General features: G+C 41.7%; 23 protein-coding genes. 3 read left to right on the top strand and 20 right to left on the bottom strand.

From position 1 onward, the window contains the following. The 13 genes from JI666_RS12330 to JI666_RS12390 all read right to left on the bottom strand — a co-directional run. On the bottom strand, nucleotides 1-1,355 hold a 1,355-nt coding region (locus JI666_RS12330), incomplete at its 3' end, for a hypothetical protein (RefSeq protein ID WP_206892212.1). Nucleotides 1,356-1,596: 241 nt separating this feature from the next. Then, on the bottom strand, nucleotides 1,597-2,349 hold the full coding sequence (locus JI666_RS12335) for a putative hydro-lyase (protein WP_206892213.1): 753 nt from the start codon (nucleotides 2,347-2,349) through the stop codon (nucleotides 1,597-1,599). Nucleotides 2,350-2,365: 16 nt separating this feature from the next. Further along, entirely contained in the window at nucleotides 2,366-3,709 is a 1,344-nt protein-coding gene (accC, locus tag JI666_RS12340; RefSeq protein WP_206892216.1) for an acetyl-CoA carboxylase biotin carboxylase subunit, read from the bottom strand. An 11-nt stretch (nucleotides 3,710-3,720) separates the two neighbouring features. Next, nucleotides 3,721-4,194, bottom strand: a complete 474-nt coding sequence (accB, locus tag JI666_RS12345) for an acetyl-CoA carboxylase biotin carboxyl carrier protein (protein WP_206892218.1) — start codon at nucleotides 4,192-4,194, stop codon at nucleotides 3,721-3,723. A gap of 16 nt (nucleotides 4,195-4,210) precedes the next feature. Further along, nucleotides 4,211-5,164 (bottom strand): 5-oxoprolinase subunit C family protein, encoded by a 954-nt coding sequence (locus JI666_RS12350; RefSeq protein WP_206892220.1) that lies wholly within the window; start codon nucleotides 5,162-5,164, stop codon nucleotides 4,211-4,213. After that, on the bottom strand, nucleotides 5,157-5,930 hold the full coding sequence (locus JI666_RS12355; protein WP_206892222.1) for a LamB/YcsF family protein: 774 nt from the start codon (nucleotides 5,928-5,930) through the stop codon (nucleotides 5,157-5,159). Before JI666_RS12355 ends, JI666_RS12350 begins: the two co-directional genes overlap by 8 nt. A 2-nt stretch (nucleotides 5,931-5,932) precedes the next feature. Next, a complete protein-coding gene (pxpB, locus tag JI666_RS12360; protein ID WP_206892231.1) occupies nucleotides 5,933-6,661 on the bottom strand; it encodes a 5-oxoprolinase subunit PxpB in 729 nt (242 codons plus the stop codon). 112 nt (nucleotides 6,662-6,773) lie between these two features. Continuing rightward, nucleotides 6,774-8,006 (bottom strand): NRAMP family divalent metal transporter, encoded by a 1,233-nt coding sequence (locus JI666_RS12365; RefSeq protein WP_136946264.1) that lies wholly within the window; start codon nucleotides 8,004-8,006, stop codon nucleotides 6,774-6,776. Between the two features lie 138 nt (nucleotides 8,007-8,144). Then, on the bottom strand, nucleotides 8,145-9,521 hold the full coding sequence (locus tag JI666_RS12370) for a sigma-54-dependent transcriptional regulator (RefSeq protein ID WP_206892232.1): 1,377 nt from the start codon (nucleotides 9,519-9,521) through the stop codon (nucleotides 8,145-8,147). Beyond that, entirely contained in the window at nucleotides 9,522-11,204 is a 1,683-nt protein-coding gene (locus tag JI666_RS12375) for a sensor histidine kinase (RefSeq protein WP_206892233.1), read from the bottom strand. It lies immediately after the preceding gene. Next, complete coding sequence (locus tag JI666_RS12380; RefSeq protein ID WP_169525216.1) at nucleotides 11,204-12,613, bottom strand: sodium:solute symporter family protein; 1,410 nt, start codon at nucleotides 12,611-12,613, stop codon at nucleotides 11,204-11,206. The genes JI666_RS12375 and JI666_RS12380 overlap by 1 nt, the downstream gene beginning before the upstream one ends. Nucleotides 12,614-13,143: 530 nt before the next feature. Then, complete coding sequence (locus JI666_RS12385; RefSeq protein ID WP_206892234.1) at nucleotides 13,144-14,304, bottom strand: galactokinase; 1,161 nt, start codon at nucleotides 14,302-14,304, stop codon at nucleotides 13,144-13,146. Continuing rightward, entirely contained in the window at nucleotides 14,301-16,556 is a 2,256-nt protein-coding gene (locus JI666_RS12390; protein WP_206892235.1) for an alpha-galactosidase, read from the bottom strand. The genes JI666_RS12385 and JI666_RS12390 overlap by 4 nt, the downstream gene beginning before the upstream one ends. A 231-nt stretch (nucleotides 16,557-16,787) precedes the next feature. Here JI666_RS12390 and JI666_RS12395 point away from each other — a divergent pair, with 231 nt between their 5' ends. Then, nucleotides 16,788-17,663 carry an AraC family transcriptional regulator gene (locus JI666_RS12395; protein ID WP_206892236.1) on the top strand — a complete coding sequence of 292 codons (876 nt, stop codon included), beginning with the start codon at nucleotides 16,788-16,790 and terminating at the stop codon, nucleotides 17,661-17,663. Between the two features lie 43 nt (nucleotides 17,664-17,706). Here JI666_RS12395 and JI666_RS12400 read toward each other — a convergent pair whose 3' ends face one another. Together JI666_RS12400 and JI666_RS12405 are read right to left on the bottom strand one after the other, a co-directional pair. Beyond that, nucleotides 17,707-17,958 carry a hypothetical protein gene (locus JI666_RS12400; protein ID WP_206892237.1) on the bottom strand — a complete coding sequence of 84 codons (252 nt, stop codon included), beginning with the start codon at nucleotides 17,956-17,958 and terminating at the stop codon, nucleotides 17,707-17,709. Nucleotides 17,959-18,024: 66 nt separating this feature from the next. Continuing rightward, entirely contained in the window at nucleotides 18,025-19,614 is a 1,590-nt protein-coding gene (locus JI666_RS12405; RefSeq protein ID WP_206892239.1) for a solute:sodium symporter family transporter, read from the bottom strand. 257 nt (nucleotides 19,615-19,871) lie between these two features. On the opposite strand from JI666_RS12405, the gene JI666_RS12410 reads away from it, so the two are divergent. After that, nucleotides 19,872-20,198 (top strand): YciI family protein, encoded by a 327-nt coding sequence (locus JI666_RS12410; RefSeq protein ID WP_206892241.1) that lies wholly within the window; start codon nucleotides 19,872-19,874, stop codon nucleotides 20,196-20,198. A gap of 11 nt (nucleotides 20,199-20,209) precedes the next feature. Here JI666_RS12410 and JI666_RS12415 read toward each other — a convergent pair whose 3' ends face one another. Further along, entirely contained in the window at nucleotides 20,210-20,710 is a 501-nt protein-coding gene (locus JI666_RS12415; protein WP_286170789.1) for a GNAT family N-acetyltransferase, read from the bottom strand. An 11-nt stretch (nucleotides 20,711-20,721) separates the two neighbouring features. Beyond that, nucleotides 20,722-21,462: an alpha/beta hydrolase gene (locus JI666_RS12420; protein WP_206892244.1), complete on the bottom strand. Its 741-nt coding sequence runs from the start codon at nucleotides 21,460-21,462 to the stop codon at nucleotides 20,722-20,724. Between the two features lie 138 nt (nucleotides 21,463-21,600). On the opposite strand from JI666_RS12420, the gene fbpA reads away from it, so the two are divergent. Then, nucleotides 21,601-21,759 carry a Fur-regulated basic protein FbpA gene (fbpA, locus tag JI666_RS12425; RefSeq protein WP_349769328.1) on the top strand — a complete coding sequence of 53 codons (159 nt, stop codon included), beginning with the start codon at nucleotides 21,601-21,603 and terminating at the stop codon, nucleotides 21,757-21,759. 34 nt (nucleotides 21,760-21,793) lie between these two features. Here the strand turns inward: fbpA and JI666_RS12430 are convergent, their stop codons facing one another. From JI666_RS12430 to JI666_RS12440, 3 genes are read right to left on the bottom strand one after another with little or no spacing between them, the layout of a single operon-like run. Then, the gene (locus JI666_RS12430; protein WP_206892245.1) at nucleotides 21,794-22,645 is read right to left on the bottom strand and encodes an alpha/beta hydrolase; all 852 of its coding nucleotides are present in this window, start codon (nucleotides 22,643-22,645) and stop codon (nucleotides 21,794-21,796) included. Next, nucleotides 22,638-23,198, bottom strand: coding sequence for a GNAT family N-acetyltransferase (locus tag JI666_RS12435; RefSeq protein ID WP_206892246.1), 561 nt, complete (start codon nucleotides 23,196-23,198; stop codon nucleotides 22,638-22,640). Before JI666_RS12435 ends, JI666_RS12430 begins: the two co-directional genes overlap by 8 nt. 41 nt (nucleotides 23,199-23,239) lie before the next feature. Beyond that, nucleotides 23,240-23,767, bottom strand: a complete 528-nt coding sequence (locus tag JI666_RS12440) for a DinB family protein (RefSeq protein WP_286170791.1) — start codon at nucleotides 23,765-23,767, stop codon at nucleotides 23,240-23,242. Nucleotides 23,768-23,984 lie beyond the last annotated feature (217 nt).

Raw genomic sequence — 23,984 nt, forward strand, 5'->3', positions numbered from 1 at the left:
GTCGCTCCTGTTACACCGGTAGTACCTTTTGCTCCAGCTTCTCCCGTGGCTCCCGTATTTCCTGTTGAACCGGTTGGCCCAGTTGCTCCGGTCGAACCTGCTACTCCTGTTGATCCCGTGGCTCCAGTTGCTCCAGTCGAACCCGCTACTCCTGTTGATCCCGTGGCTCCAGTTGAGCCGGTCGCTCCTGTTACACCGGTAGTACCTTTTGCTCCAGCTTCTCCCGTGGCTCCCGTAACACCTGTTGCTCCAGTTTCTCCGGTGACTCCGGTTGACCCGGTGGCCCCAGTAGATCCGACTGTTCCCGTTGCTCCTTTTGTTCCAGTGGCTCCAGTTGCCCCGGTTGTTCCGGTAGCTCCTGTTACACCAGTAGTACCTTTTGCTCCAACTTCTCCCGTGGCTCCCGTAACACCTGTTGAACCGGTTGGCCCAGTTGTTCCGGTGACTCCGGTTGTTCCTGTAGCTCCCGTGGCTCCTGTCGAACCTGCTACTCCTGTTGATCCGGTTTCTCCCGTTGAGCCGGTCGCTCCTGTTACACCGGTAGTACCTTTTGCTCCAGCTTCTCCCGTGGCTCCCGTATTTCCTGTTGAACCGGTTGGCCCAGTTGCTCCGGTCGAACCCGCTGATCCCGTTGATCCCGTGGCTCCGGCTGAGCCCGTCGCTCCTGTTACACCGGTAGTACCTTTTGCTCCAACTTCTCCTGTGGCTCCCGTAACACCTGTTGCTCCAGTTGGCCCAGTTGTTCCTGTGACTCCGGTTGTTCCTGTAGCTCCAGTCGAACCTGCTACTCCTGTTGATCCCGTGGCTCCTGCTACACCGGTAGTACCTTTTGCTCCCGTTTCTCCCGTGGCTCCCGTAACACCTGTTGCTCCGGTTTCTCCCGTTGAGCCCGTCGCTCCTGTTACACCGGTAGTACCTGTTGCTCCCGTTTCTCCCGTACTTCCTGTTGAACCGGTTGATCCTGTTCGTCCCGCTTCTCCTTGTGCTCCTCTTTCTCCAGTCGATCCTGTCGTTCCCGTGGCACCAGTATTCCCTTTTGCTCCAGCTTCTCCAGTAGTTCCCGTGCCCCCCGTAGGTCCTGTCGCTCCTGTTGCACCCGCTGCCCCTCTTGCTCCGGTTGCTCCGGTTGCTCCGGTTGCGCCTGTTGGTCCGGTTGATCCGGCTCCTCCTTCACCTGTTGCTCCTGTTGCTCCTGTTGCTCCTGTTGCTCCTGGTTCAACAGGGAAATAACAATTGCCACACCCACATGAACAACCGCCGGAAGACGTATCGATAAAATTAACTTGCTTGCGATTATAACAGTTGCTTCCACAGTAAGGACAATAAGTATAATTATTACCACCGTTATATCGCATAATTTCACCCTCTTTATATCTATTTTTATTCTTTAATTTTTAAAATGTGAAATAATAGAATACTTATATAATAAAATATATTAATCATTGTGAACCTTAGAAATTGGCAGTTCTCCATCTGCTAATTCAGCTTAGCTGTTTAACATATTAAATTACGTACTAATTCGCGTATTAACTATAAAAAAAGCCTACATCATATATATGATGTAGGCTCCTCTTTGCATCCAGCACTTCTCTTATTTTATTCTTCTTGATCCGTTATCAACATATGACCCGGCGCATGCGTAATCATGATTTCGGGCTTTGCATTCAACCCTACATACTGTGGCGTTACACCGCATGCCCAGAAAACAGGAATCCGTTTACCTTCTTCAAAAGGTGTGAATTCTCCGTAGTCTGGTTGTTCTAAGTTATGAATGCCAATTTCGGTAGGATTGCCGATATGAACTGGTGCTCCATGAGCATGTGGAAACTTCGAAGTAATTCGAATGGTATCTTCTAATTCCTCTTTCTTGATTGCTCGCATACTCACGACCATTTCACCTTTAAAGCTACCAGCTTCCTCACACGATATAGATGTTTGATACATTGGAACAACTTTCTTCATCTCTTGATGAAGTAAACTAATCCCTGCTTCAGCTAATGCTTTCTCGAATGTGAAGCTACATCCTAGCAAAAAGGTTACAAAGTCATTCTCCCACACGTCTTTTAGATCATGCGTTTCTCTCTCTAGATCTCCGTACTTGTAAATACGGTATTTAGGGAGATCTGTTCGAATATCTGCATCCGCAATCCTCGGGACAACTTGACCTGCCTCAAGCACATCAACAACCGGACAAGGCTTTGGATTACGCTGGCAAAATAAGAGAAACTCAAATGCGTACTTTGCTGGGAGTGAGATCATATTCGCTTGGAGATAACCATCGCATACCCCTGAAGTCGTTCCATTTTCAAGGTTTTCCCTGTATTTAAGACGCTGTTCTTTAGGATGCATCCTCATCTCTCCTCTTTTACAGTTCGTAAATCTCTAGGAACTTTGTATTAAAATCACCTTCAACAAACTTTTCATGATGTAACAGTTTCAGATGAAATGGAATCGTTGTTTTCACTCCTTCAATCATGAATTCACGGAGTGAGCGTTTCATACGAAGCATAGCTTCTTCACGTGACGCGCCATATGTAATAAGCTTAGCTACCATTGAATCATAAAATGGAGGGATCACATAGCCTGGATAGACTGCAGAATCCACACGAACACCGAAGCCTCCTGGAGGGACGTACTTTTCTACTTTTCCTGGAGACGGCATGAACCCATTATCAGGATCTTCCGCGTTAATACGACATTCCATCGCCCATCCGGTTAAGTTTACGTCTCCTTGTGAGAAAGATAATGGTTTGTTATCCGCTACTGTAATCTGCTCTTTAATTAAATCAACACCTGTTACCATCTCTGTGACAGGATGCTCAACTTGAATACGAGTATTCATCTCCATAAAATAGAAATGCCCGTCCTTGTCAAAAATGAACTCAACAGTTCCTGCACCTGTATAATTTACTGCCTTTGCAGCTCGAACGGCAGCTTCTCCCATTTCTAAGCGAACAGATTCATTAAGCGCGGGTGATGGAGTCTCTTCAACTAATTTTTGCATCCTTCTTTGAATAGAGCAGTCCCGTTCACCTAAATGAACCACATTTCCGTGGCGATCTGCTAAAATTTGAATTTCAATATGTCGGAAATCCTCAATGAATTTCTCAATGTACACTCCCGCATTGCCAAATGCTTTCGCTGCTTCCTGCTGAGTAACATTAATGGCTTTGATTAATTCCTGCTCCTCTTTGACGACTCGTATCCCTTTACCACCGCCACCAGCAGTTGCTTTAATAATGACTGGGTAACCCATCTCATTTGCAAGTTCAACAGCCTCTTCTTTGCTATCGATAATACCACTGGATCCGGGAACAATTGGGACGCCTGCTTCTTGCATCGTCTTTCGTGCAATATCCTTAATCCCCATTCGTTTAATCGCATGCTTACTTGGACCAATGAAGATAATCTGTGAGTCTTCACATACCTCGGCAAAGTCTGCATTTTCCGCAAGAAATCCGTACCCTGGATGAATCGCATCTACACTAGCATTAACTGCTATTGTCATTATATTTGAAACGTATAAATAGCTGTCTTTCGAAGAAGTAGGTCCAACGCAATAGCTTTCATCCGCTAATTGCACATGCAGAGCATCACGATCGGCTTCTGAATAGATCGCAATCGCCTCTAGCTCTAGTTCATGGCACGCGCGAATAATGCGAACAGCTATTTCTCCACGATTAGCGACTAACACTCTATTGATTCCCATATGACCCTCTCCTATTCTGCTTTCACTTTGAATAGCGGTTGACCGAATTCAACAAGATCTCCATTTTGAACGAGTATATCTATGATTTCTCCGTTCACATCTGCCTGAACGTCATTAAACATTTTCATCGCTTCGAGAACACATACAACAGTATCTTCGCTCACATAATCACCAACATTTACGAATACAGCGTCATCAGGAGATGGTGATGCATAGAACATACCAACCATTGGTGAAGTAACCGTATGCGTCTTACTTTCTTCCTCTAGTGTTGTTTTCACAGGCTCAGACGCAATGTCCTCCTGCCCTCTCTCCTTCACAATGTTTGGAACCTGTTCAGTTGATGAGTCTTGGTTATTACTCTCGCCATTAGGGTTCTGGTTTTTCACTTTTACTACGAAACTCTCATGCTCGTAATGCACTTCATCTACTGTAGATCCGTTCACATATGTAATAATTTCAATAATTTCTTTTGAATTTAACACTTCACATTCCCCTTTACTAACGAAGATTAGAAACCTTCTCTAATGTGCGAATCAATCGATCGTTGTTTTCATATATTTCTTGAGCTTCTTCCACAGATACTTCACGGAAGCGAATTTTGCAACCAGGCATCGCTTGTGAAAGATACGGAATGTCTCCTGAAATAACGGTTGCGATTCTCGTATATCCCCCCGTCGTCTGGCGATCAGCCATTAGAATAATCGGCTGTCCATTTGCCGGAACTTGTATCCCACCAAGCGGAATCGCTTCTGAAATAATATCAGCTGACGTTTCGTGTGCTAATTTTGGTCCTTCTACGCGAAAGCCCATTCGATCTGATTTAGGTGTTACTTCATAAGTTGATGATAGAAACGTCTGAACGGCTTCTTCAGAGAAAGCATGATGATGAGGGCCCATCACAACACGAATCTCCATTTCTTTCGAATAGGTTGGAACCTCATCTCGATGTAACGCTCGTCCACTCTTTCCGCTTATTGTCCCTGTACCATAGAGAACATCACCTTTTTCAAGGGCACGTCCTTCTAATCCACCTATACCAGCTTTTAAATAGGTAGATTTACTTCCCATCACAAATGGAAGATCGAATCCTCCTGCGAGGCTAATGTAAGCGCGAGCGCCTTCAAGTGGCTGTCCGAATTCAAGGGTATCTCCTTCGTTCACTTCAAAGCTTTTCCACATCTGCACTTTCTCACCGTTCACTTTTGGAGAGAGATTGCCTCCACAAATCGCGATAACAGCATTTCCTATTATTGCTAGTTTTGGCCCCATCACCGTCACTTCGAGAACCGCTTCATCCCTCTGATTTCCGACTAGAAAATTAGCAATGTTCATGGCGAAAGAATCCATTGCACCTGAAACAACAATGCCATACTGCTGGTATCCGACTCGACCATGATCTTGTATCGTCGTTAAAAGTCCTGGTTTAGTGACTTTGAAGATGGCATTAGACATTGGCATTCACTCCAACAGATTGAATTCGAATTCCTTCTTCTTCTAAGCGGTTCTTCAACTGCTGCACAAATCGAAGGGCTTCAGGTTCGTCCCCATGAACACAAATGGTATCAGCCTGAATTGAGATATCCTGTCCATCTACAGCCGTTACTTTCTGTTCGTTCACCATTCGAATGACCCGTTCAACTGCAGTATCAGCATCATGTATCATCGCATTCGGTTCTAATCTAGGCGTTAACGTACCATCGGGCTGATATGTACGGTCTGCGAATACTTCCTCTGCAACGGATAAACCGACTTCTTTCCCTTCACGAACGAGTTCACTTCCAGCTAACCCATATAACACAAGTTCTGAATCCACAGAATAGATAGCGCTTGCAATCGCGTTTGCAATTGTAGCGTCTTTTGCTGCTCGATTGTAAAGCGCACCGTGTGGCTTTACATGTTGCACACGTGCTTGGTGAACATTCGCGATACCCTGAATCGCTCCAACTTGATAAGCAACTAGATTAAATACCTCATCAGCAGAGAGGTTCATATCACGACGCCCAAAGCCACCGAGATCAGGAAATCCTGGATGTGCACCAATTCCTACTCCAAGGGAATGTGCTAACTTCACTGTTTTCATCATGACATTGTGGTCGCCTGCGTGATACCCGCAAGCGATATTAGCAGATGAAATAAACTCAAGTACATTCTCATCGTTTCCGATCGTATACGCGCCAAAGCTCTCTCCTAAATCACTATTTAAATCAACTGACTTCATTTTTATCCCACCTTTTTCTCCTCTGTTTGAACAACGTATTCACCACGTTTGATTGCTTCTTCAATTTCCTTATATTCCTCTTTGTTAATCGACACAAATCGTAAATAATGGCCTGACTCCAATAGAATTGGTTCTTCACTTGATGGATCATATAGTTTAACTGGCGTTCGACCAATGATTTGCCAACCACCTGGAGATTCGAGTGGATATATACCTGTTTGAGAACCTGCAATTCCAACTGATCCAGGATGAATCTCCGCACGGGGATCAACGCGTCTTGGAGTTGCAATCTCCTCTGGCATTCCTCCTAAATAAGGGAATCCAGGAACAAAGCCCATCATGTAGATAAGATAGTCCTTATTAGCATGAACGTTAATCACATCTTCCTCACTCATACTGTTGTGTTCGGCCACAAAAGATAGATCTGAGCCTTCTTCTCCATAATAAGTTGGGATGATATAAACAAGAGAAGCAGACGCTGCTTCTCTTCCATGTTGTTGTTCACTCATCGCTTCGAGCTTTTCTTGTAATACTCCGTACGATATTTTGTTTGGGAGATAATAAATCGTTAATGTTGTATAAGCTGGAACCCATTCCACAACACCGTCAATAGGATGGTTATTTAGATCTTCAGCAAACATTCTTATCTTCTGATTTGTTTCTTCTGAAATCTCGGATCCGAATACAAGTTGAATACCTGTATCTCCGAGTGGATGATAATCAAGTTTCACAGATGTTCCTCCTAACCTTTAAGAAATGCTTTTTGTATACTTTGTTGCTATAAGAAGTGTGGTTCTCCATATAAAAATCATTTAAAAACAACAATTTTTTCATAATAGAGCCTTAAGAAAAGAGCATTGGTACTTTGTCAATTAGGGTCACAATCGCTAAATAAGCTGTGATTATAAAGACAAATCCACCGAAAATCGTTAACCACATCGGATGCTTATAGTCACCTACAATTGACTTCTTGTAAGCAGCGATTAAGAGTGTTCCTAACGCAACCGGCAAAATTAATCCATTGAACGCTCCTGCAAGAATCAGTAATAGCACTGGCTTACCGATAAAGGCAAAGATAATTGTCGATACCAAGATAAATCCGATCGTAACGCCTGAATGATGGCGATCCACCTTTTTCGATAATGTACGTAGAAAAGATACAGATGTATAAGCTGCCCCAACGACTGATGTTATTCCTGCTGCCCATAACACAATCCCAAACATCTTATATCCAATTGCGCCTGCTGCCTGTTGGAAAACTGATGCAGGTGGGTTAGACGGGTCCAATTTGAATCCTGTCGCCACAACACCTAGTACTGCTAGAAATAGAAAGACACGCATAATAGAAGCAATTAAAATACCTGATACCGAGCTTTTTGTTACTTGATGAAGGTTCTCTTTTCCTGAAATACCAGCATCTAGCAATCGATGCCCTCCAGCAAACGTAATATAACCGCCAACTGTACCACCAACTAACGTAATAATGGCAAATACATCGATTTTATCCGGTGCGAATGTATGAACAATTGCGTCACCCACTGGCGGATTACTTTGGAATGCTACATAAAGTGTGAGTAGAATCATTAACCCACCAAGAATGCGAGCGATTTTATCCATCGCAACGCCTGCTTCTTTCGATAGGAAAATTCCGATTGTAATAACGCCTGTAATTGCTGCCCCAATTCTTGGATCAATGCCGAACAAAACGTTCATACCAAGTCCAGCACCACCAACGTTACCGATATTAAAGGCAAGACCACCGAGCGCTACTGCAAATGCTAAGAAGTACCCAAGCCCAGGTACGACCATGTTCGCTATATCTTGTCCTCTTTTTTTCGATACCGCAATAATCCTCCAGATATTCGCTTGTACACCAATGTCCAGGATAATGGACATTAAGATAACAAACCCAAAGCTTGCGAGTAGCTGCTCTGTAAAGACAGCTGTTTGTGTTAGAAATCCTGGACCAATTGCAGATGATCCCATTAAGAATGCAGCGCCAAGTATGACACCCCATTTACTTTTCGTTGGACCGTTCTCTAATGGTTCAATTGGTTTTTTATTTTCAATTCCCATCAAATACCCCCTTATGACTATCATTTAACTTATAGCTGAAACGATGCAAACTATCTCTTACCTCTACGATATCACGTAATTTTCAGAAAATAATACAAGATTCCGCACAAAAAAACCGCCCATATCGGGCGATTTCGCTCACGTTATATTATATTTTTCAATTCTGCGTTGTAACGCATACCGACTAATTCCTAGCAGCTTCCCTGCCTGTGTGATGTTCCACTTTGACTCTTGAATCGCTTTTTCAATATACTTCTTTTCGATTGATTCGATATGATCTTCTAGAGAAAATGATTCGTCAAAGACAACATCATCAATCGACTTCGACCCTTCAACATTGCCCTCCACAGGATTAAGAAAGTCAAAGTGATGAGCAGCTAACTCACTTTCCTGATGCAATATGGCAATTCGTTCAATTGTATTCTTCAGCTCTCTTACGTTTCCCGGCCAACCGTAATTTAATAACCGCTTTTTCGCGTCAGCTCTTAGTATTGGTGTTTCTTTCCGCATCTGCTGACAGAATTCATCAAGGAAATGTTCCGTCAGCATCACGATATCGCGATCTCTTTCGCGCAATGGAGACAATCTAATCGGAACAACATTCAACCGGTAATAAAGATCTGACCGAAATTCCTTCTCCTCAATCATTTCTTCAAGCGAACGATTCGTAGCAGCGATTACACGAACATCCATTTCAATATCGTGGACACTTCCAATGCGCTTAATCTTTTTATCTTCCAAAAAGCGCAGAAGCTTTACTTGAATATCCAGCGATAGATCGCCAATTTCATCAAGAAAGAGCGTGCCGCCATCTGCCCACTCCATCAAGCCTACCTTGGGATCCGAATGATCGGTTACTCCATTTTTCTCTCGACCGAATAATTCAATCTCTATTAAGTCTGAGGGTATACTTGCACAGTTTACTGCTACAAACGGTCCATCAGCCCGTTTACTTTGTTGATGAACACTTCTTGCAACAAGCTCTTTTCCTGTCCCAGTTTCGCCTCTAACAAGGACGGTCGTATCATTGCTTTCAGCTATGAGTGAAATCTTCGCTTTTAATTCATTCATTTGTACGCTTTCACCAATCATTTGAACAAGTTTTGTCCGCCGTTCTTCTTCTCTATACCGTTCAACTTCTTTCTCAAGATGATGCTGCTTGATCCACTTCTCAAGTGTAATTTTCAGTTCTTCTAGCTCAAATGGTTTTGTTAAATAATCAAACGCGCCTTCTTTAATCGCCCTTACAGCCGTTTTCGCATCACCAAAGGCGGTTAACATCATGACGGCCATTTCTGGATACCGTTCTTTCAATTCGTGAAGCGAATCAAGACCGTTTCCGTCTGGCAATCGAATATCTAACAAGAGGACCTGTGGACTGAATTCATCGACTAACTTCCAGCCTTCTTCAAGTGTAGCTCCCGTCCGCACGTCGTATCCTTCATCTTCTAAGAACATTTGGAGTGTTAGACGTAACGTTGTTTCATCATCAACAATTCCTACTCTTACAGCCATTTACTCCTCCTCCTTTCTTGATGGAAATGTAATAAAGAACGTTGTTCCTTTACCTGCTGTACTTCTAACATCAATTTCTCCGTTATTCTGAACGACAAGTTGGTGAACAATGGATAGTCCAAGACCAGTACCTTCAGCACGAGTTGTATAGAATGGATCAAATATTTTCTCCATTACAGCATCGCTCATACCAATCCCGGTGTCTGATACGGTAATCGTTCGATCATTCCCCGATTTTTGACACTCGATGGTTAGATCTCCACCTTCAGGCATCGCGTTCATTCCGTTTATCATTAAATTCAGGAGAATTTGACGCAGATGATCACGATCTACCATTACTTCATAATTGCTTTCAATCTGATGCAATCGAACATTTTTCTCGTTCGCCATTCTATCCATAACTATCACAAGTGATCGAACGGTATCATCTACTTTAACGACTGCTGGATTAGAATTCATTGGACTAGAGAATTGAAGAGTATTCGTTATGATCTTATTTAATCGATCAATATCAAGCAGCATATTCTCCGTTAAGGTTAACTGGTCATTACTTAAATTCAACCTTCGAATGAGTAGTTCAGTTGTCGCTTTAATCCCCGCGAGTGGATTGCGTATTTCATGAGCTATACCTGAAGCCATCTCGCCTAATGAAGCTAATCGAGACATGCGCTCAACACGTAGCTCCAGTTTCCTACGGTGCGTAATATCTTCGAACGTCATAATGGATCGCTTTCCAGATCCTCCTATTACCATATAGTTTACCGCATAATAGACTTTCTCTTCATTTAACTTATGATCCCATATTACTTCTTCTCTCTTGCTCGTTTCATGAATCGTGAAATCTTTTACACGTCTTTTTAGAATCGAGTCTTGACTCATCATCTTATGAGCTGCTTCATTATAAACGAATTCAAATCCTTCAGTAATAAGTACCATGCCAACATGCACGCTATTTAGAATTGTTTCATTAAGCTGTTTGATTTTCTCAATTTGGATATTCCGTTCATCAAGTGTTTGCACCATTTCTTTTAAAGAGGTTGATAGGACGCCAATTTCATCTTTACGCGTTTCTTTTATGTCAAGATCCTTAACCTGACCTCCTAGAGCAATCTGCCTACAAAAAGCAGCTAGATTCTTAATTGGCTTTGAAAGATTATAAGAGAGAATGATCGTGAACTGAACAGCAATGATACCAGTGAAAATACTAATTAGTAGCGTATATTTCTGAATATCAGGAAGGGATCCAGAATAAAAAGAGAACTCAATAGGAGAATAGAGCATCCAATTCCAGTCCTCCAGCTGTTCCGTCAGTACTTTACGTTCAATAAACCAGCTATTTTCAACCTCACCATTGTACCAATCCAGTTCACTAGAACTTATAACCTGGCCATTTGAAGTAAGCTCCCCCTCCTCATCCTCTACATATAAACCTTTCGTTTCATAAATCATCATCTTGATGAGTGCTTTTGCATCTCCTTCACTCATGGTACCGTTTTGCACTCGGCTAGCTAAATTCTCAGCATACCGATCCAAGCTTTTAAGGTGCTCACTTGCCGTTGCTTGTTTTAGCTGTTTCTCAGATTGGTAACTCGACCACATTGATACAGCTCCGATAATAAAGCTTGGCACCAGAACAATAATAAGAAAGGGGAATAATATTTTACGTTCTATGGAATGACGCATTAGGATGGACGACCTCCTTTCATTAAGAAGAGAAATCCAGCCACAGCTATGGAAGGTAACACTGGATGATAAACAGGCTGTATTTCCCCAGGTATAAGGAGAAATGCGAGCAAGTATGTAACACTTCCACCGAATGTAGAAAGAAGAGCATTATTTCTAGACGCCTTTGTAAATAATCCCCCATATAAAGGAAAAAACAATGAAACAGCAATGATTCCCCATACATGACCACTAAACTGTACAATTCCTTTTGGAGGTGTAAAAGCGATAAGAAGTGAAAATGTAGCAAAAGCGAAAATCACCCAACGGGTCCAAGAAATGATTTTGTGATCCGCTACTTGTTGCTTACGTAGTGGAATTGTAATGTCATAAACAAAGCTACTTGCCATGATCAAAAGCTGAGAGTTAGCCGTGGAAATCGCAGCAGCTACAACGCTTATTAACAAAATTCCCTTCCAGGGTGTTTCAAGTAAGTATGTAATAATGTATGGATAAATTTCATCGGTACTATTAAATTGAAGGTCCGGATCTATTATTCTTGATCCGATACCAATTACAAAGATCGAGAAATAGATTAAGACGAGGAAGAACGCACTGAGAACAATCATCTTCAAAGCAATACTCTTCGAACGAGAGGATAGAATACGTACAGCATACTGAGGATTAGCAGCTACACCTAGTCCTAGTGAGAAGAAAGCACTTAACAAGGTCCAGAACGGCAAACGACCTTCAGGTAATAGTGATAAATAAGCATCAGTCCCTCTATTCCCAAATGAAGCAATACTTGAGACAACATCTGATACCCCACCGATTTCATTTACAATCAAAATAGCCCCAAGAATGGTTCCAAATAGAATTAAACAGAAATGAAAAATATCTGTTCTAGCAACCGAATGCAGACCGCCAAATGTTGTGTATAGGACAAAAATATAAATTAAAAACACACTAACCGTATAGGGCACTTCTAACATTTCGCTTACAACAATTCCGAAGCCACGAATTTGAATGACCACATATAAAAGATAGCTTACGCTAAGAACAATGCCGATCCACACTTGAAGTAGCTTCGAGTCATACCGAATTAGGAAAAACTCGGGAACGGTAACGACGTTATATGTATATAGTTTGGATGATAGAAAGAATAGACCAACAATCCCTAGTAACCACGCAATAGCGGTTGTCCAAATAACAGACACCCCTCCTGCGTAGATTAACCCTGGTAAACCAAGGAGTGATGCAGCACTAAACCACGTTGCGCAAAAAGAGGCGATACCAGGAAATAACGAGAGGTTTCGGTCAGCAAGAAAGTATCCTTTTAACTCATCTGTTTTATCAAATCCGTGTTTTCCAAGAATTAAGATCGCTATCGTATAGAGTAGAAAAACACCTAAATACAGCAATTCATCCATAATCGTCCTCCTTTCCCTCTTCATTAGTTCAGGTTTCATTATATACAAAACTATGGACCTGCACCAAGTATGGTCGGAACAAGCATGGCGAACGCTAGATAAAAGGTCTGTTTTCATAAACATTGTTGCTATTAGCGTGGGTTAATTTCCGCTCCAGGATCCTCGCTTTCCGCGGGGCGGGCGGTGAGCCTCCTCGTCGCTAACGCTCCTGCGGGGTCTCACCTGTCCCGCTTGTCCCGCAGGAGTCGAGGATCCTTCCGCTCCAATTAGCTAAGTGTGGTTTTCAAAATAAAAATTCTTTCAAAAGCAACAATCTTTTAGAAAAGAGCCTTCAGAAAAGAGGCTTTAGAAAAAGCCACTAAAAAAACCGCTACACGTTTGTATAGCAGTCTTTCTAATTACCACAATTGGTGAAGAAACCTTCCAAATGCTTTTTGTCCAGCTTCATCGCGATTAAGTCGCTCCTCTTGTGGGGTGGTAAGACTTTTTCATTTTAATTAAAAAAATGATACATCGCGTTACGAATATAATCAACATCCCAATTTTCTTGCGCCATTACCGATCTCTACCACATAAAACGACGCCTCAAGATTGGTTTGGTTTCTGTATATTTCACCCACGTTTTTGATAAATCTATCCACTTTCTCATTATCCACGATACTGATTATACATCCTCCAAAACCAGCCCCTGTCATCCTTGATCCGATGGCGCCTTCTTCCCATGCGGCTTCAACCATTGCATCTAATTCTTGTCCAGTTACTTCATAATCATCTCTTAATGAAACATGTGATTCATTCATTAGTCTTCCGAAAGCTTCAATATCCCCTTCATTTAAATAGTTAACAGCTTTCATCGTTCGTCGATTCTCATACACAGCGTGGCGAGCCCGCTTTAGTGCCAGAGGGTCCTGAATCAACTGCTTATTCTCCTCAAACTCTTTTTCCGTCAAATCACCGAGTGATGCAATTGAGAGTTTCTTCTGTAATGCGATAAGTGCTTCTTCACACTGATTTCTACGCTCATTGTATTTCGAATCCGCAAGTCCACGTCGCTTATTTGTATTTGCAATAATCAAGGACTGATGTGCTAACTTAATCGGCGTTTCCTTGTATTCTAATGTGTCACAATTAAGGAGAAGTGCATGATCTCGCTTCCCCATTCCAATTGCGAACTGATCCATGATGCCACAGTTTACTCCAACGAATTCATTCTCTGCTCTCTGTGAAAGCTGAACCATTTCAACCATATCAATAGAGAGTTCAAAGAGATCTTTTAACACAACTGACATTACAAGTTCGATCGAAGCTGAAGAAGATAGCCCTGCCCCGTTCGGAATATTTCCATAGAACGCGACATCAAGGCCAGATGGGATGTTGTAACCCGCTTGTTGGAACATTGCGATTACACCTTTCGGATAGTTCGCCCAATCATGCTGCTCCACATACGCTAGGCTAGAAATAGAAGACTCAATGACGCCTTGTTCTGGAAAATTCATTGAATAGAACCGCACCACATCATCTTCCCTCTTTCTTGCAACAGCATATGTGCCAACACTTAATGCGCATGGAAAAACATGTCCGCCATTATAATCTGTATGCTCTCCTATTAAATTAACTCGTCCCGGTGCGAAGAAAGTCGCCTTCCCATCTGAACCGAATTGTTCGCTATATGTCTGTTCAAGCTCTCTCATGACTTTTCACCTCTATCTGTAAGTTGACCTGATTCTGTTAGAACAAATACTTGTGAAGAATAGTCTCCTGATTCTTCTAATCCACCAGTTTGTGATCCATCGTAACCACTCGACAATTGAAGACCAGCACTCATTAGTTCATCGCCAAAATAAGTTCCCTCATAACCGCTCACACAGTACTCCTGCTCTGGATTAAGTCCATGTAAGAGAAGTCGTTTGAATCCTGGATTAGGCTCAGCTAGAACCTGATAATAGCCGACAATCGCGTTCTTTTGATCTTCTGACACAACCATCCAGCTTGTCTCATTCCCTCCATTTTGAAAAGGACTGAGCAGTCTATAGAATGTTCCATACTGAAGCAATGAGCGATACTGTTTGTACCAATTAATCTGATTTTTCATCTGGCCTAGTTCATCATCACTCATTTTTGTTACGTCTAGCTCATATCCAAATGCACCAAAATAAGCAACATTTGCTCGTGTATCAAGAGTTGTAACTCGCTTCACTTGATGGTTTGGTACTGCCGAGACGTGCGCTCCCATACTGCTTAACGGATACACCATCGACGTTCCGTATTGTATGCTTAGTCGCTCAATCGCATCTGTGTCATCGCTTGTCCAACCTTGAGGAGCATAGTAAAGCATCCCTGGATCAAATCGAGCACCTCCACTTGCACACGATTCAAATAGAACATGTGGAAACGCTGTAATCAGACGTTCATATAAGTCGTAAACACCAAGGATGTAGCGGTGTGGCACTTCAGCCTGCTGATTTGAATGCAATTGAAGCGAACCAACTTCTGTCATATACCGATTCATATCCCATTTCACATACTCAATGTTCGATTCCTTTAGGAGCTCTGCCATTCGATCATATATATAATCCACAACTTCAGGATTAGTGAAATCAAGAACAAGCTGATGTCGTCCAACAGAGTGGCTTCGTCCTGGCACTTGAATCACCCATTCTGGATGTTTTCGATATAACTCACTTTCTTTCGAAATCATCTCTGGTTCGAACCAGAGCCCAAACATCATCTCAAGATCATTGATTTTACGAACAAGAGTTGGCAATCCGTTAGGAAGCTTTGCAGAATCAACGAACCAATCACCTAAGGACGTTCTATCATTATTTCGCTTTCCAAACCATCCATCATCAAGAACAAATAGCTCTATCCCTGTTTCCTTTGCTTTCTCAGCTATGTTCAACAGTTTTTCTTCATCGAAATCAAAATACGTAGCTTCCCAGTTATTGATTAGTACAGGACGTTCAGCATCTCGCCACACGCCTCGTGCTAAGCGACTTCGATAAAGCTCATGATAGGTTCTGCTTAATTCATTTAATCCATTAGCTGAATACGCCATCACAACTTCAGGTGTTTGGAAGTGCTCTCCCCCGTTTAGTTTCCATGAGAAATCAAAAGGGTTAATTCCCATTGTTATTCGTGAAGTATGATAGTGATCCACTTCTACTTGCGCAGAGAAGTTTCCGCTATAAACGAGACTAAATCCATAAACTTCTCCTGTATGTTCTGTTGTCATCGGTCTCTTCAGGGCAAGAAACGGATTGTGCTGACTGCTACTCGTCCCTCGAGTACTCTGGATACTTTGCACTCCAGGCGTAAGGCGTCTCTCATGAACATGCCTCTCACGTGACCACGAACCAGATAGCTGGAGCATTTCATAATCAGCATCAGGTAAATCGACTGATGCACTATGCGCTCGCTTGATCTCATGAGTTGAATCCCCATTATTCTTAAAATAAGCGGAACGAACAATCACATCACGATTGTGATAGACCGTATACATAAGCGCTAATGATAATTTCGCATATGCATCTTCTAAATAAACCACAAGTGTCTCTGCCTCATCTTCATTCTCTACGTAAGTTGCAGGAAGCCCTGGAAGTTCCGGCTTTCCGTTCATTAATTCATACGATTGATAGGTGAAATTCGAAATCCTACTTCCATCTGGCTGTTCAATTTGAAACGCAGGCTCTCGATAATCTGAGGTTCCGTAGCCAGGGTATTCCTGCTTAATTAAATCGAGCGAAAAAGATGGGTCGTCTTCTATATAAGAGGATGCGACACGTGCCTCTTTCTTCGATAAGTGGCTAAAGTCAGCTCGATCGCGTAGCTTTTTTCCGAAATAAAGCTGTCCGAGTTGTCCGTTTTCCATAACATGAAAAATATAGCTTACATTCCGACCATGCAGGTGGAACTGCAGACGATCATCATTAATCATTACTGGCATAGTTATAACCTCCGAATCTCAATCGAAAACGTTTCCATTTCTTTGATTTCTTGTCCACCTTTAGTTTAGAAAATCGATTCACCTCATTCAATGGTAAATAAAAATAGCATTTTTGCCTTTTCTTGCTTAGACATAAGTCTTCACATCAGCTAAACTAGTAAAAAGAAAGTAATATTCGTCCTTTTTCTTTTTTAATCAATTGCACTATTTTGCTTACGAAGGAGATTTACTATGGGAGAAAAGCCAACATTATACGGAGCATATGGCTATCGTTTCTCAGATCCAATGCTTCAAAACATTGCTCAAATTTGGTCGCTCGGTTGGGATGAGCAAACTTCTTCTCTCTATGATTGGGATGGAACAAATCGTAGAGACACCGGAAAGTATATTTTTCAATACACCATTTCGGGAAAAGGTTGTATTGAAATCGACGGTCTTACGCATGAGCTCACGCCAGGCCAGGGGTTCATCGTTAATATACCAGGAGATTACCGCTACTATCTCCCAGATGATAGCGAACGCTGGGAGTTCATATACATCACCTTATACGGAGATGTGGTGAAGAAATACTGGAATGATATTCAAGAGGAAATGGGACATATTATTCACTTCCAGCCCGATTCTGAGCCTGTTCTTTACGTATTAAATTTAATTGAAATGGCCGCATCACAGCAAATAGCAAACGCTCACCAGGCATCAGGTTATGCGTATCAGTTTACGATGAAGCTCTTCAATTACTGTTCAAATCTTGAGAAGAGACTTTCGCAGTGGCCCGAAGCTATTGTAGAAGCGTCTATGTTTGCAATGAACCATTATGGAGAAGAAATTGGACCTGATGAAATGGCGGCTTCATCCGGCATGTCTCGCTACCATTTCACTAGGCAATTTAAGCAATATACCAATCAGACGCCAATTCAATACTTAACGGATATTCGCATTAAGAAGGCTAAAGAGCTCTTGTTGAATACCAAATATTCCTCAGAAGACATTGCAGCCCTGATTGGGTATAAAAATGCAAATTATTTTAACAAAGTTTTCAAAAAGGTAACCGGCACGTCACCTGGTAAATATCGATCAAGCACAAACCTTTCACTCCATACAACCTAGCCCATTATGAACAACAAAACAGGACCGCTTTCGCGGTCCTGTTTCATTTGGAAACCTCAATTGTAATTGTGCGCTTATCATAATTGATTGTCATGCTTTTCCCAGATGCTACAAAGTTCTCTAATACGTCTTTTGAAAGCTGAAGTGCAAACTGCGTTCGTTCAAGCTTCTCTATATCAGCTGGATCTTTTGGATCAAGCTTTTCGTCTAGATCATTAACTTTAGACTGTAGCTTTTCTAATGATTCGTATACGCTATGATATAGCGATTCGATTGGCTCACTCGCCTTACTCATCACACATCATTCCTTCATTCCATTTGACATTGCTCCTATTATATCAAATGGACGTACAAGGGGACATTACGAAATGATTCCAATTGGTGAAAGTAAGATATAAATAACAATCATTGCTACTGAAGCTGCTATTCCAACTGGGTAAAGGAGCTTCCATGGTGACATATCCACCTTCGCATTTTGTTCAAGTACAAAATCTTTATCACGGGGCGCAATTCTACCAATCACTAACATTAGAATCGTACATACCACAAACAAGATTCCTAGTATGTGTAAGAAGTGTATTCCCGTATCCCAAACGAGCTGTGTCATAGCGTAAGTTGAGATAAACACAAACAGCGCAATTTTCGCTGCAATGGAAGGAACTCGTTTTGTTAAGTAACCAACAATTAGAATTGTAAAGATTGGAACGTTATAAAATCCATTTACAATTTGCAAGTATTGAAAGAAGCCTTGAGGTACCATATCGATCAGTGGTGCGATACACATTGCGAATAGAGCAAGAATAATCCCTACAAACTTCCCTTTTCGAACAACAACCCGATCAGGTGCTTTCGGATTAAAATATGGCTTATAGATGTTTAGTGCAATCAACGTAACAGATGAATTGAGCGCTGAGTTAAAGGATGAAAGAATCGCCCCAAACAGAACTGCTGCGAAAAACCCAACAAGAGGTTTCGGCAATACTTCCGTCACGAGTCTTGGGTACGCATCTGTTGGCTCAAGACCCGGTCCAAACATGTTATAAGCGATAATCCCAGGCAGAATAAGAAAGACTGGTCCAAGCAACTTCAAGAACGCTGCAATCAGTACGCCCTTCTGTCCTTCCTTTAAGTTCTTAGCTGCAATGGCACGCTGCATAATATGCTGCGCAGTTCCCCAGTAGAATAAGTTAACGAGAAGCATTCCTGTGAACATGGTACCAAAAGGCACAGGGCTATTCTCATCTCCAACCGAATTTAGCTTCTCAGGAGAGTTTTCTACGATCGTATTAAATCCACCTAAGATTGATCCATCACCAAGAACATACAATCCGATAATCGGAATCATTAATCCACCAATAAGCAAGCCAATACCATTGATCGTATCGGATACGGCTACCGCTTTCAGTCCACCGAAAATCGCATAAATTGCTCCAATAATTCCAATTGCAAACACCGTAACATACAAACTAGCAATTCGACCTAACCCTAGCATTTCGGGGATATCGAACAGTCCATTCAGAGCAACCGCACCAGAATACAGTATCGGAGGAAGCAAGTTGAAAACGTACCCAAAAAGAAATAGAATAGTAACAATTTGCTTCGTTCCAAAATCATACCGCTCTTCTAGAAAATCAGGAATCGTGGTAATCCCACCCTTAAGATAACGGGGAAGCAAGAAGAAAGCGACAATCACTAACGAAATGGCTGAACCAACTTCCCAGCCCATAACAGCGATTGTGTCAGAATACCCTTGAGCATTTAATCCAACCAACTGCTCTGTTGATAAATTGGTCAACATCAGCGAGCCAGCAATGACCCATGCACCTAGACTTCTTCCTCCAAGAAAATAACCGTCCTGTGTTTCTAAATTTTCTTTTCTCGTAAACAGATAGGAGATTAATGCAACCATACCTGTAAAGAATAAAAATGATCCGATTGTAAATATATTCATCGCTGCCACTCCTTTATGTAAGCGGAATCAAAGTTGCGTACAATGCTATGTATGCGTTTTTATGTCTGTGTTTCATTCTATACCGCTATGTGTAAGCGTTTCAACGGTAAAAAAACGAGGAATTCTTGCACTTTTTTGCTTATCTTTATCATGAAAAACAAAAAAGCCGCTTCCCATTAGAGGAATAGCGACTTATTGCAGGAATTCAAAGCGTTAACAAGAAAAAGGTAATATCCCCTATATTCTGGAGGTTTTTCATGAAACAATTTCTTTATAAACTATCATTAATACCAGCGCTTTTGGAAGAAAGCAATTGGACCGAGAAAGAAAACAGCATTGTAGCAGAGCATTTCCATTCACTTCAGCAGCTGTTAAAGAACAACACCCTAATTATGGCGGGCAGAACAACGAATGAGGATCCGTCTTCTTTTGGAATCGTTGTCATTCAGGTTTCGTCAGAACACGAAGCCCAAAAGCTCATGAGAAATGATCCCGCCGTTCGTGGTGGGATCATGACAGCCGAGCTATTTCCTTATCGTGTTGCCCTCTATAACGAAGAATTCACAATAAAGCAGACGTCATGACGTCTGCTTTATTAAAGAAATTGCACCATATGCTCTTCATCAAGAAATGTCCCTTTAACATATAATGATTTCTCTTCGATCAGGATTGTCTTGAACCCGAAGCTTTTGTACAACGACTTTGCTCGTTCGTTGGTCGTTACAACAGACACACTTAACTTCAACAAGCCATCCATGCTTTTCGCATAATCTAGCACATGAGAAAGTAGATCACGTCCGACCCCTTTACCTCGTTGATCTGGCGTCACATAAACAGCGAAAAGATCTGCTTTATGTCGGATTTTCATTCCACTACCTCTTACCAATGTAACAACTCCTACAATAGTGTTATTGACAAAAGCACCAAACGTGTAACTAGACTTTATGTTTCTAGCTGTTTGCTCAATAGGGTGGTCCTTCTGTATCGCTTCTTCGTAGCTTGCCGCATAAGCTTCGGGATTCTTCTTTAATGCTTCTAACCTTAGCTCATAATAGGCTTCAGCATCGTCAGCAGTCAGTCGTCTAATTTCCATCATTCTCTCCTCCGCTATCCAATTAATTTCTTTATAAACGCTTTACACTTCTCAGCAATTTCTTCTTTATCATGATCAAGCGTTGCCACATGATAACTATCAGTCAGTTCAATGATCTCTTTATCCTCAGATGAAATTTCTTCATAGATTCTCTCTGTATTTTCTGGTGGCACAACATGATCCTCTAGTGATTTAAAAAGTAACGCTGGCATTTTAATTGAACCGAGCTCTTTCTGAGTAAAATCGATTAACTGAAGGATTTCCTGGATTGATTTCATCGGCGTTTTTTCGTAAGCCAGTTCCTCTACACCCTCTGCCTTAATATCTGAGCCAATTGCATCAAGAAAACGCGGTTCTTTCATTCCTCTCATTTGTTCAAGCTCTGGCAAGTTAATCGCAGCATTGATTGGCATAATCCCTTTCACTTCAGGGTGCTGCTCTGCTAAATAAAGCGTCAAGGTTCCCCCCATTGAAAGACCTGTGATAAAGATTTGTTCACATCGCTCATATAGCCATTGATAGCCTTCTTCTACAGATTGAATCCATTCTTTGTAAGTACTTTGTTCCATGTCTTCATAATGCGTACCGTGGCCTTTCAAGCGCGGCCCACATACGGTGTACCCTTCAGATGCCAATTCCTCACCAAGCCCTCGCATGCTCTGTGTTGACCCGGTAAACCCATGAAGAACAAGCACCCCAATCTCATTTCCCTCCATATAAAATGCTTCGGCACCTTTTTGTATTTGATTACTCATCTATGCTCCCCCATCCCCAAAATAACTTTCGCTAAGAAACAGCACATTCCTTTTTCACCCAATATGCACAACGATGTTTAACTCCCCTATTACGGTGGAACATACTATCTGGATATAACTAACAGGAGGAATTTTACAGTGACAAATCTAAAATCAATCGACAGAATGAACCAACAGAAGCAATCTTTCATCCAACGTCTATTAGACCGTGGCGTTTATAGATTAAAAGATAGACAGCTATACGAATGCACGATCGAAGAACTACAAGCACTAATGGGGCAAGTTGATATGAAATAATACCTGCAGAGAAGTTAAATCTTCTGCAGGTTTTTTATAGTTGTAAGAAGGTTTTAATATCTCGTAAAAGGAGTGTATCGCTCCAGTGCACGTAGTGACCGCTCTCAACAGACCGGAACGTGATTGGAAGCTTTCTTTTCTTTAACTTTCGAACATGCTTACGAGTTCTCCGCTCTTCCTTTTGATCAATTCCTTTAAACATTGCATAGGCGAGATAGGTTGGTACATTCAATTGTTTCAATAAATTTGTCTGATTCAAATTATATAATCCGAACATTAGATTAAGAGAATTACCTGACATAATAACTTGGTTTCTTATTGCTGTACGTACATACTCCGTTTTCTCAATAGATACTACTTTACAAAACGCATCAACCTTATCTTCAAGCTCACAATTACTTGTGCTAAAAAAGCCCGCAACCTTCTCAGTAAAAGGTTTGCCAATCGCTTGAGCCATTGCATTCATTAGTGGAAAAGCAAATGCAAACGGACCGAATTCAGATACAGGAATTCTTGGAAAGGGTTTATGTCCTTGATCGAGAAGGACTAACTTCATTACTTTATCCGGATAATGTGTTGCAAAGCTGAGAGAAACTGCACCACCAAGGGAATGTCCAACGATTACTGCTCGGTTAATCTTTCTTGCATCTAAATAATCCCTCAACCAATTCGCCATATCTAGCGCTGACACTCGATTATCTAGTCCGGATCCTCTTCCCATACCAGGTAGATCAAGCATGTGAGTTTCATAGTCTTCTTGCAAGTAGTGTGCGATATTCATCCCTTCATTACCGGGGAATCCTCCCGCAGGTAGAAAAATAAGCGGATCTCCTTTTCCTATACGCTCAACATAATAGTCAAATTGAAGTGCTTCTCCTTCAAACATCGTGCTTCCTTTTCCAGTCCTCAGCAAGCATACTGTATACAACATGATCATAGAACTCATCATTTACTAGCTCCATTTGACGCAGTATTCCTTCTTCATGAAAACCTAAACGCTCAGGGATCGCACGGCTCTTTTTGTTACCAAATGCAGCGCGAATTTCTATTCGATTGAGTCCAATGTCATTAAAACCATACGTAACAATAGCCCGACAAGCCTCTGTTATGATTCCCTTTTTTTGATACTTTGCACTGAGCCAGTAACCGATCGATGCATACTTATGTGTGCGATTCACTTCGTTAAACCCAACCGTTCCTACTAGCTCACCTTGATAAATGATCGCAAGCGTTTTCGGATAACCACCTGTTTCGACCAAACCCTTAAATATGCCCTGAATCCATTCTTTAGACGCTTCAACGTCCGTATTGTAATCCACCCACGCTAGCCACTCTTTCAAGTGGTCTCGTGATTCATCAATTAAATGATAGAGTGCAGCTGCATCGTCTACTGTGTACATTCGTAAATAAAGATCTTCATTAACCTGGTATTTAAACATGGGTCCGTTCCTCTCTCTTCCATTGATGACTGAATGATTTCTTATGTAGTTAACCTTCTTTTAATTAATCGAATTTGTCCTCGATGACTAATTTCATCTTCCATTACGTGAAACCATTTAAAATAATGGTTTGCTCGTTCATCCCATCCAAATGGGGTAACGCCTTCAAGCCAGTCGTCATCCTTTTTGCGAAATTCATCACGTGTCTCAGCACGAACGAGACTTAGTTCACTCCAATAATAATCTAGATCATGACCATGTACCTCGCGCTTCGCCTTCTCGTCAAGATGAAGTCCTACGCTAAGTTCGTTCCATTCCGTATCATTCATTTCACGCTCCTGGAATGTCATAATTTGAAATGCTTTTTCAGTGGCCGCCATATGCTGGAGCAGCATTCCAATCGAATTACCTTTGTCGTCAAGTCTGAAATCGAGCTGCTCAATCGTTAATCCTTTAATCTCTTCTTCTGTTGTATGTCTAACATAATCCATCATCGAAATCAGCCTGCCAATTTCAGGTGTGAATCCTTCTTTTTCACCTATTAAACAAAGGCTATGGTCATTCTTCATGAAACATCCGCCTTTCTTATCCTTTTTTATCCATCCTTTACTACTTTCTTTTTTCGACTAATGAATTCCTCTTCGATTACAAAAAAAGGTCCCTACATCGTCAATACGAATGAGTAGGGACCTTTTTCGGGATTTAGACAATAAAATCCGATTTTGGACAATATAATTGATTTTTGGCTAATATATCCGCATTTTGGACAATAAACCTGATTTTCAC

Origin of the sequence: Bacillus sp. NTK071 (assembly GCF_017303315.1) — a bacterium.
Classification (GTDB): Bacteria; Bacillota; Bacilli; order Bacillales; family Guptibacillaceae; genus Guptibacillus.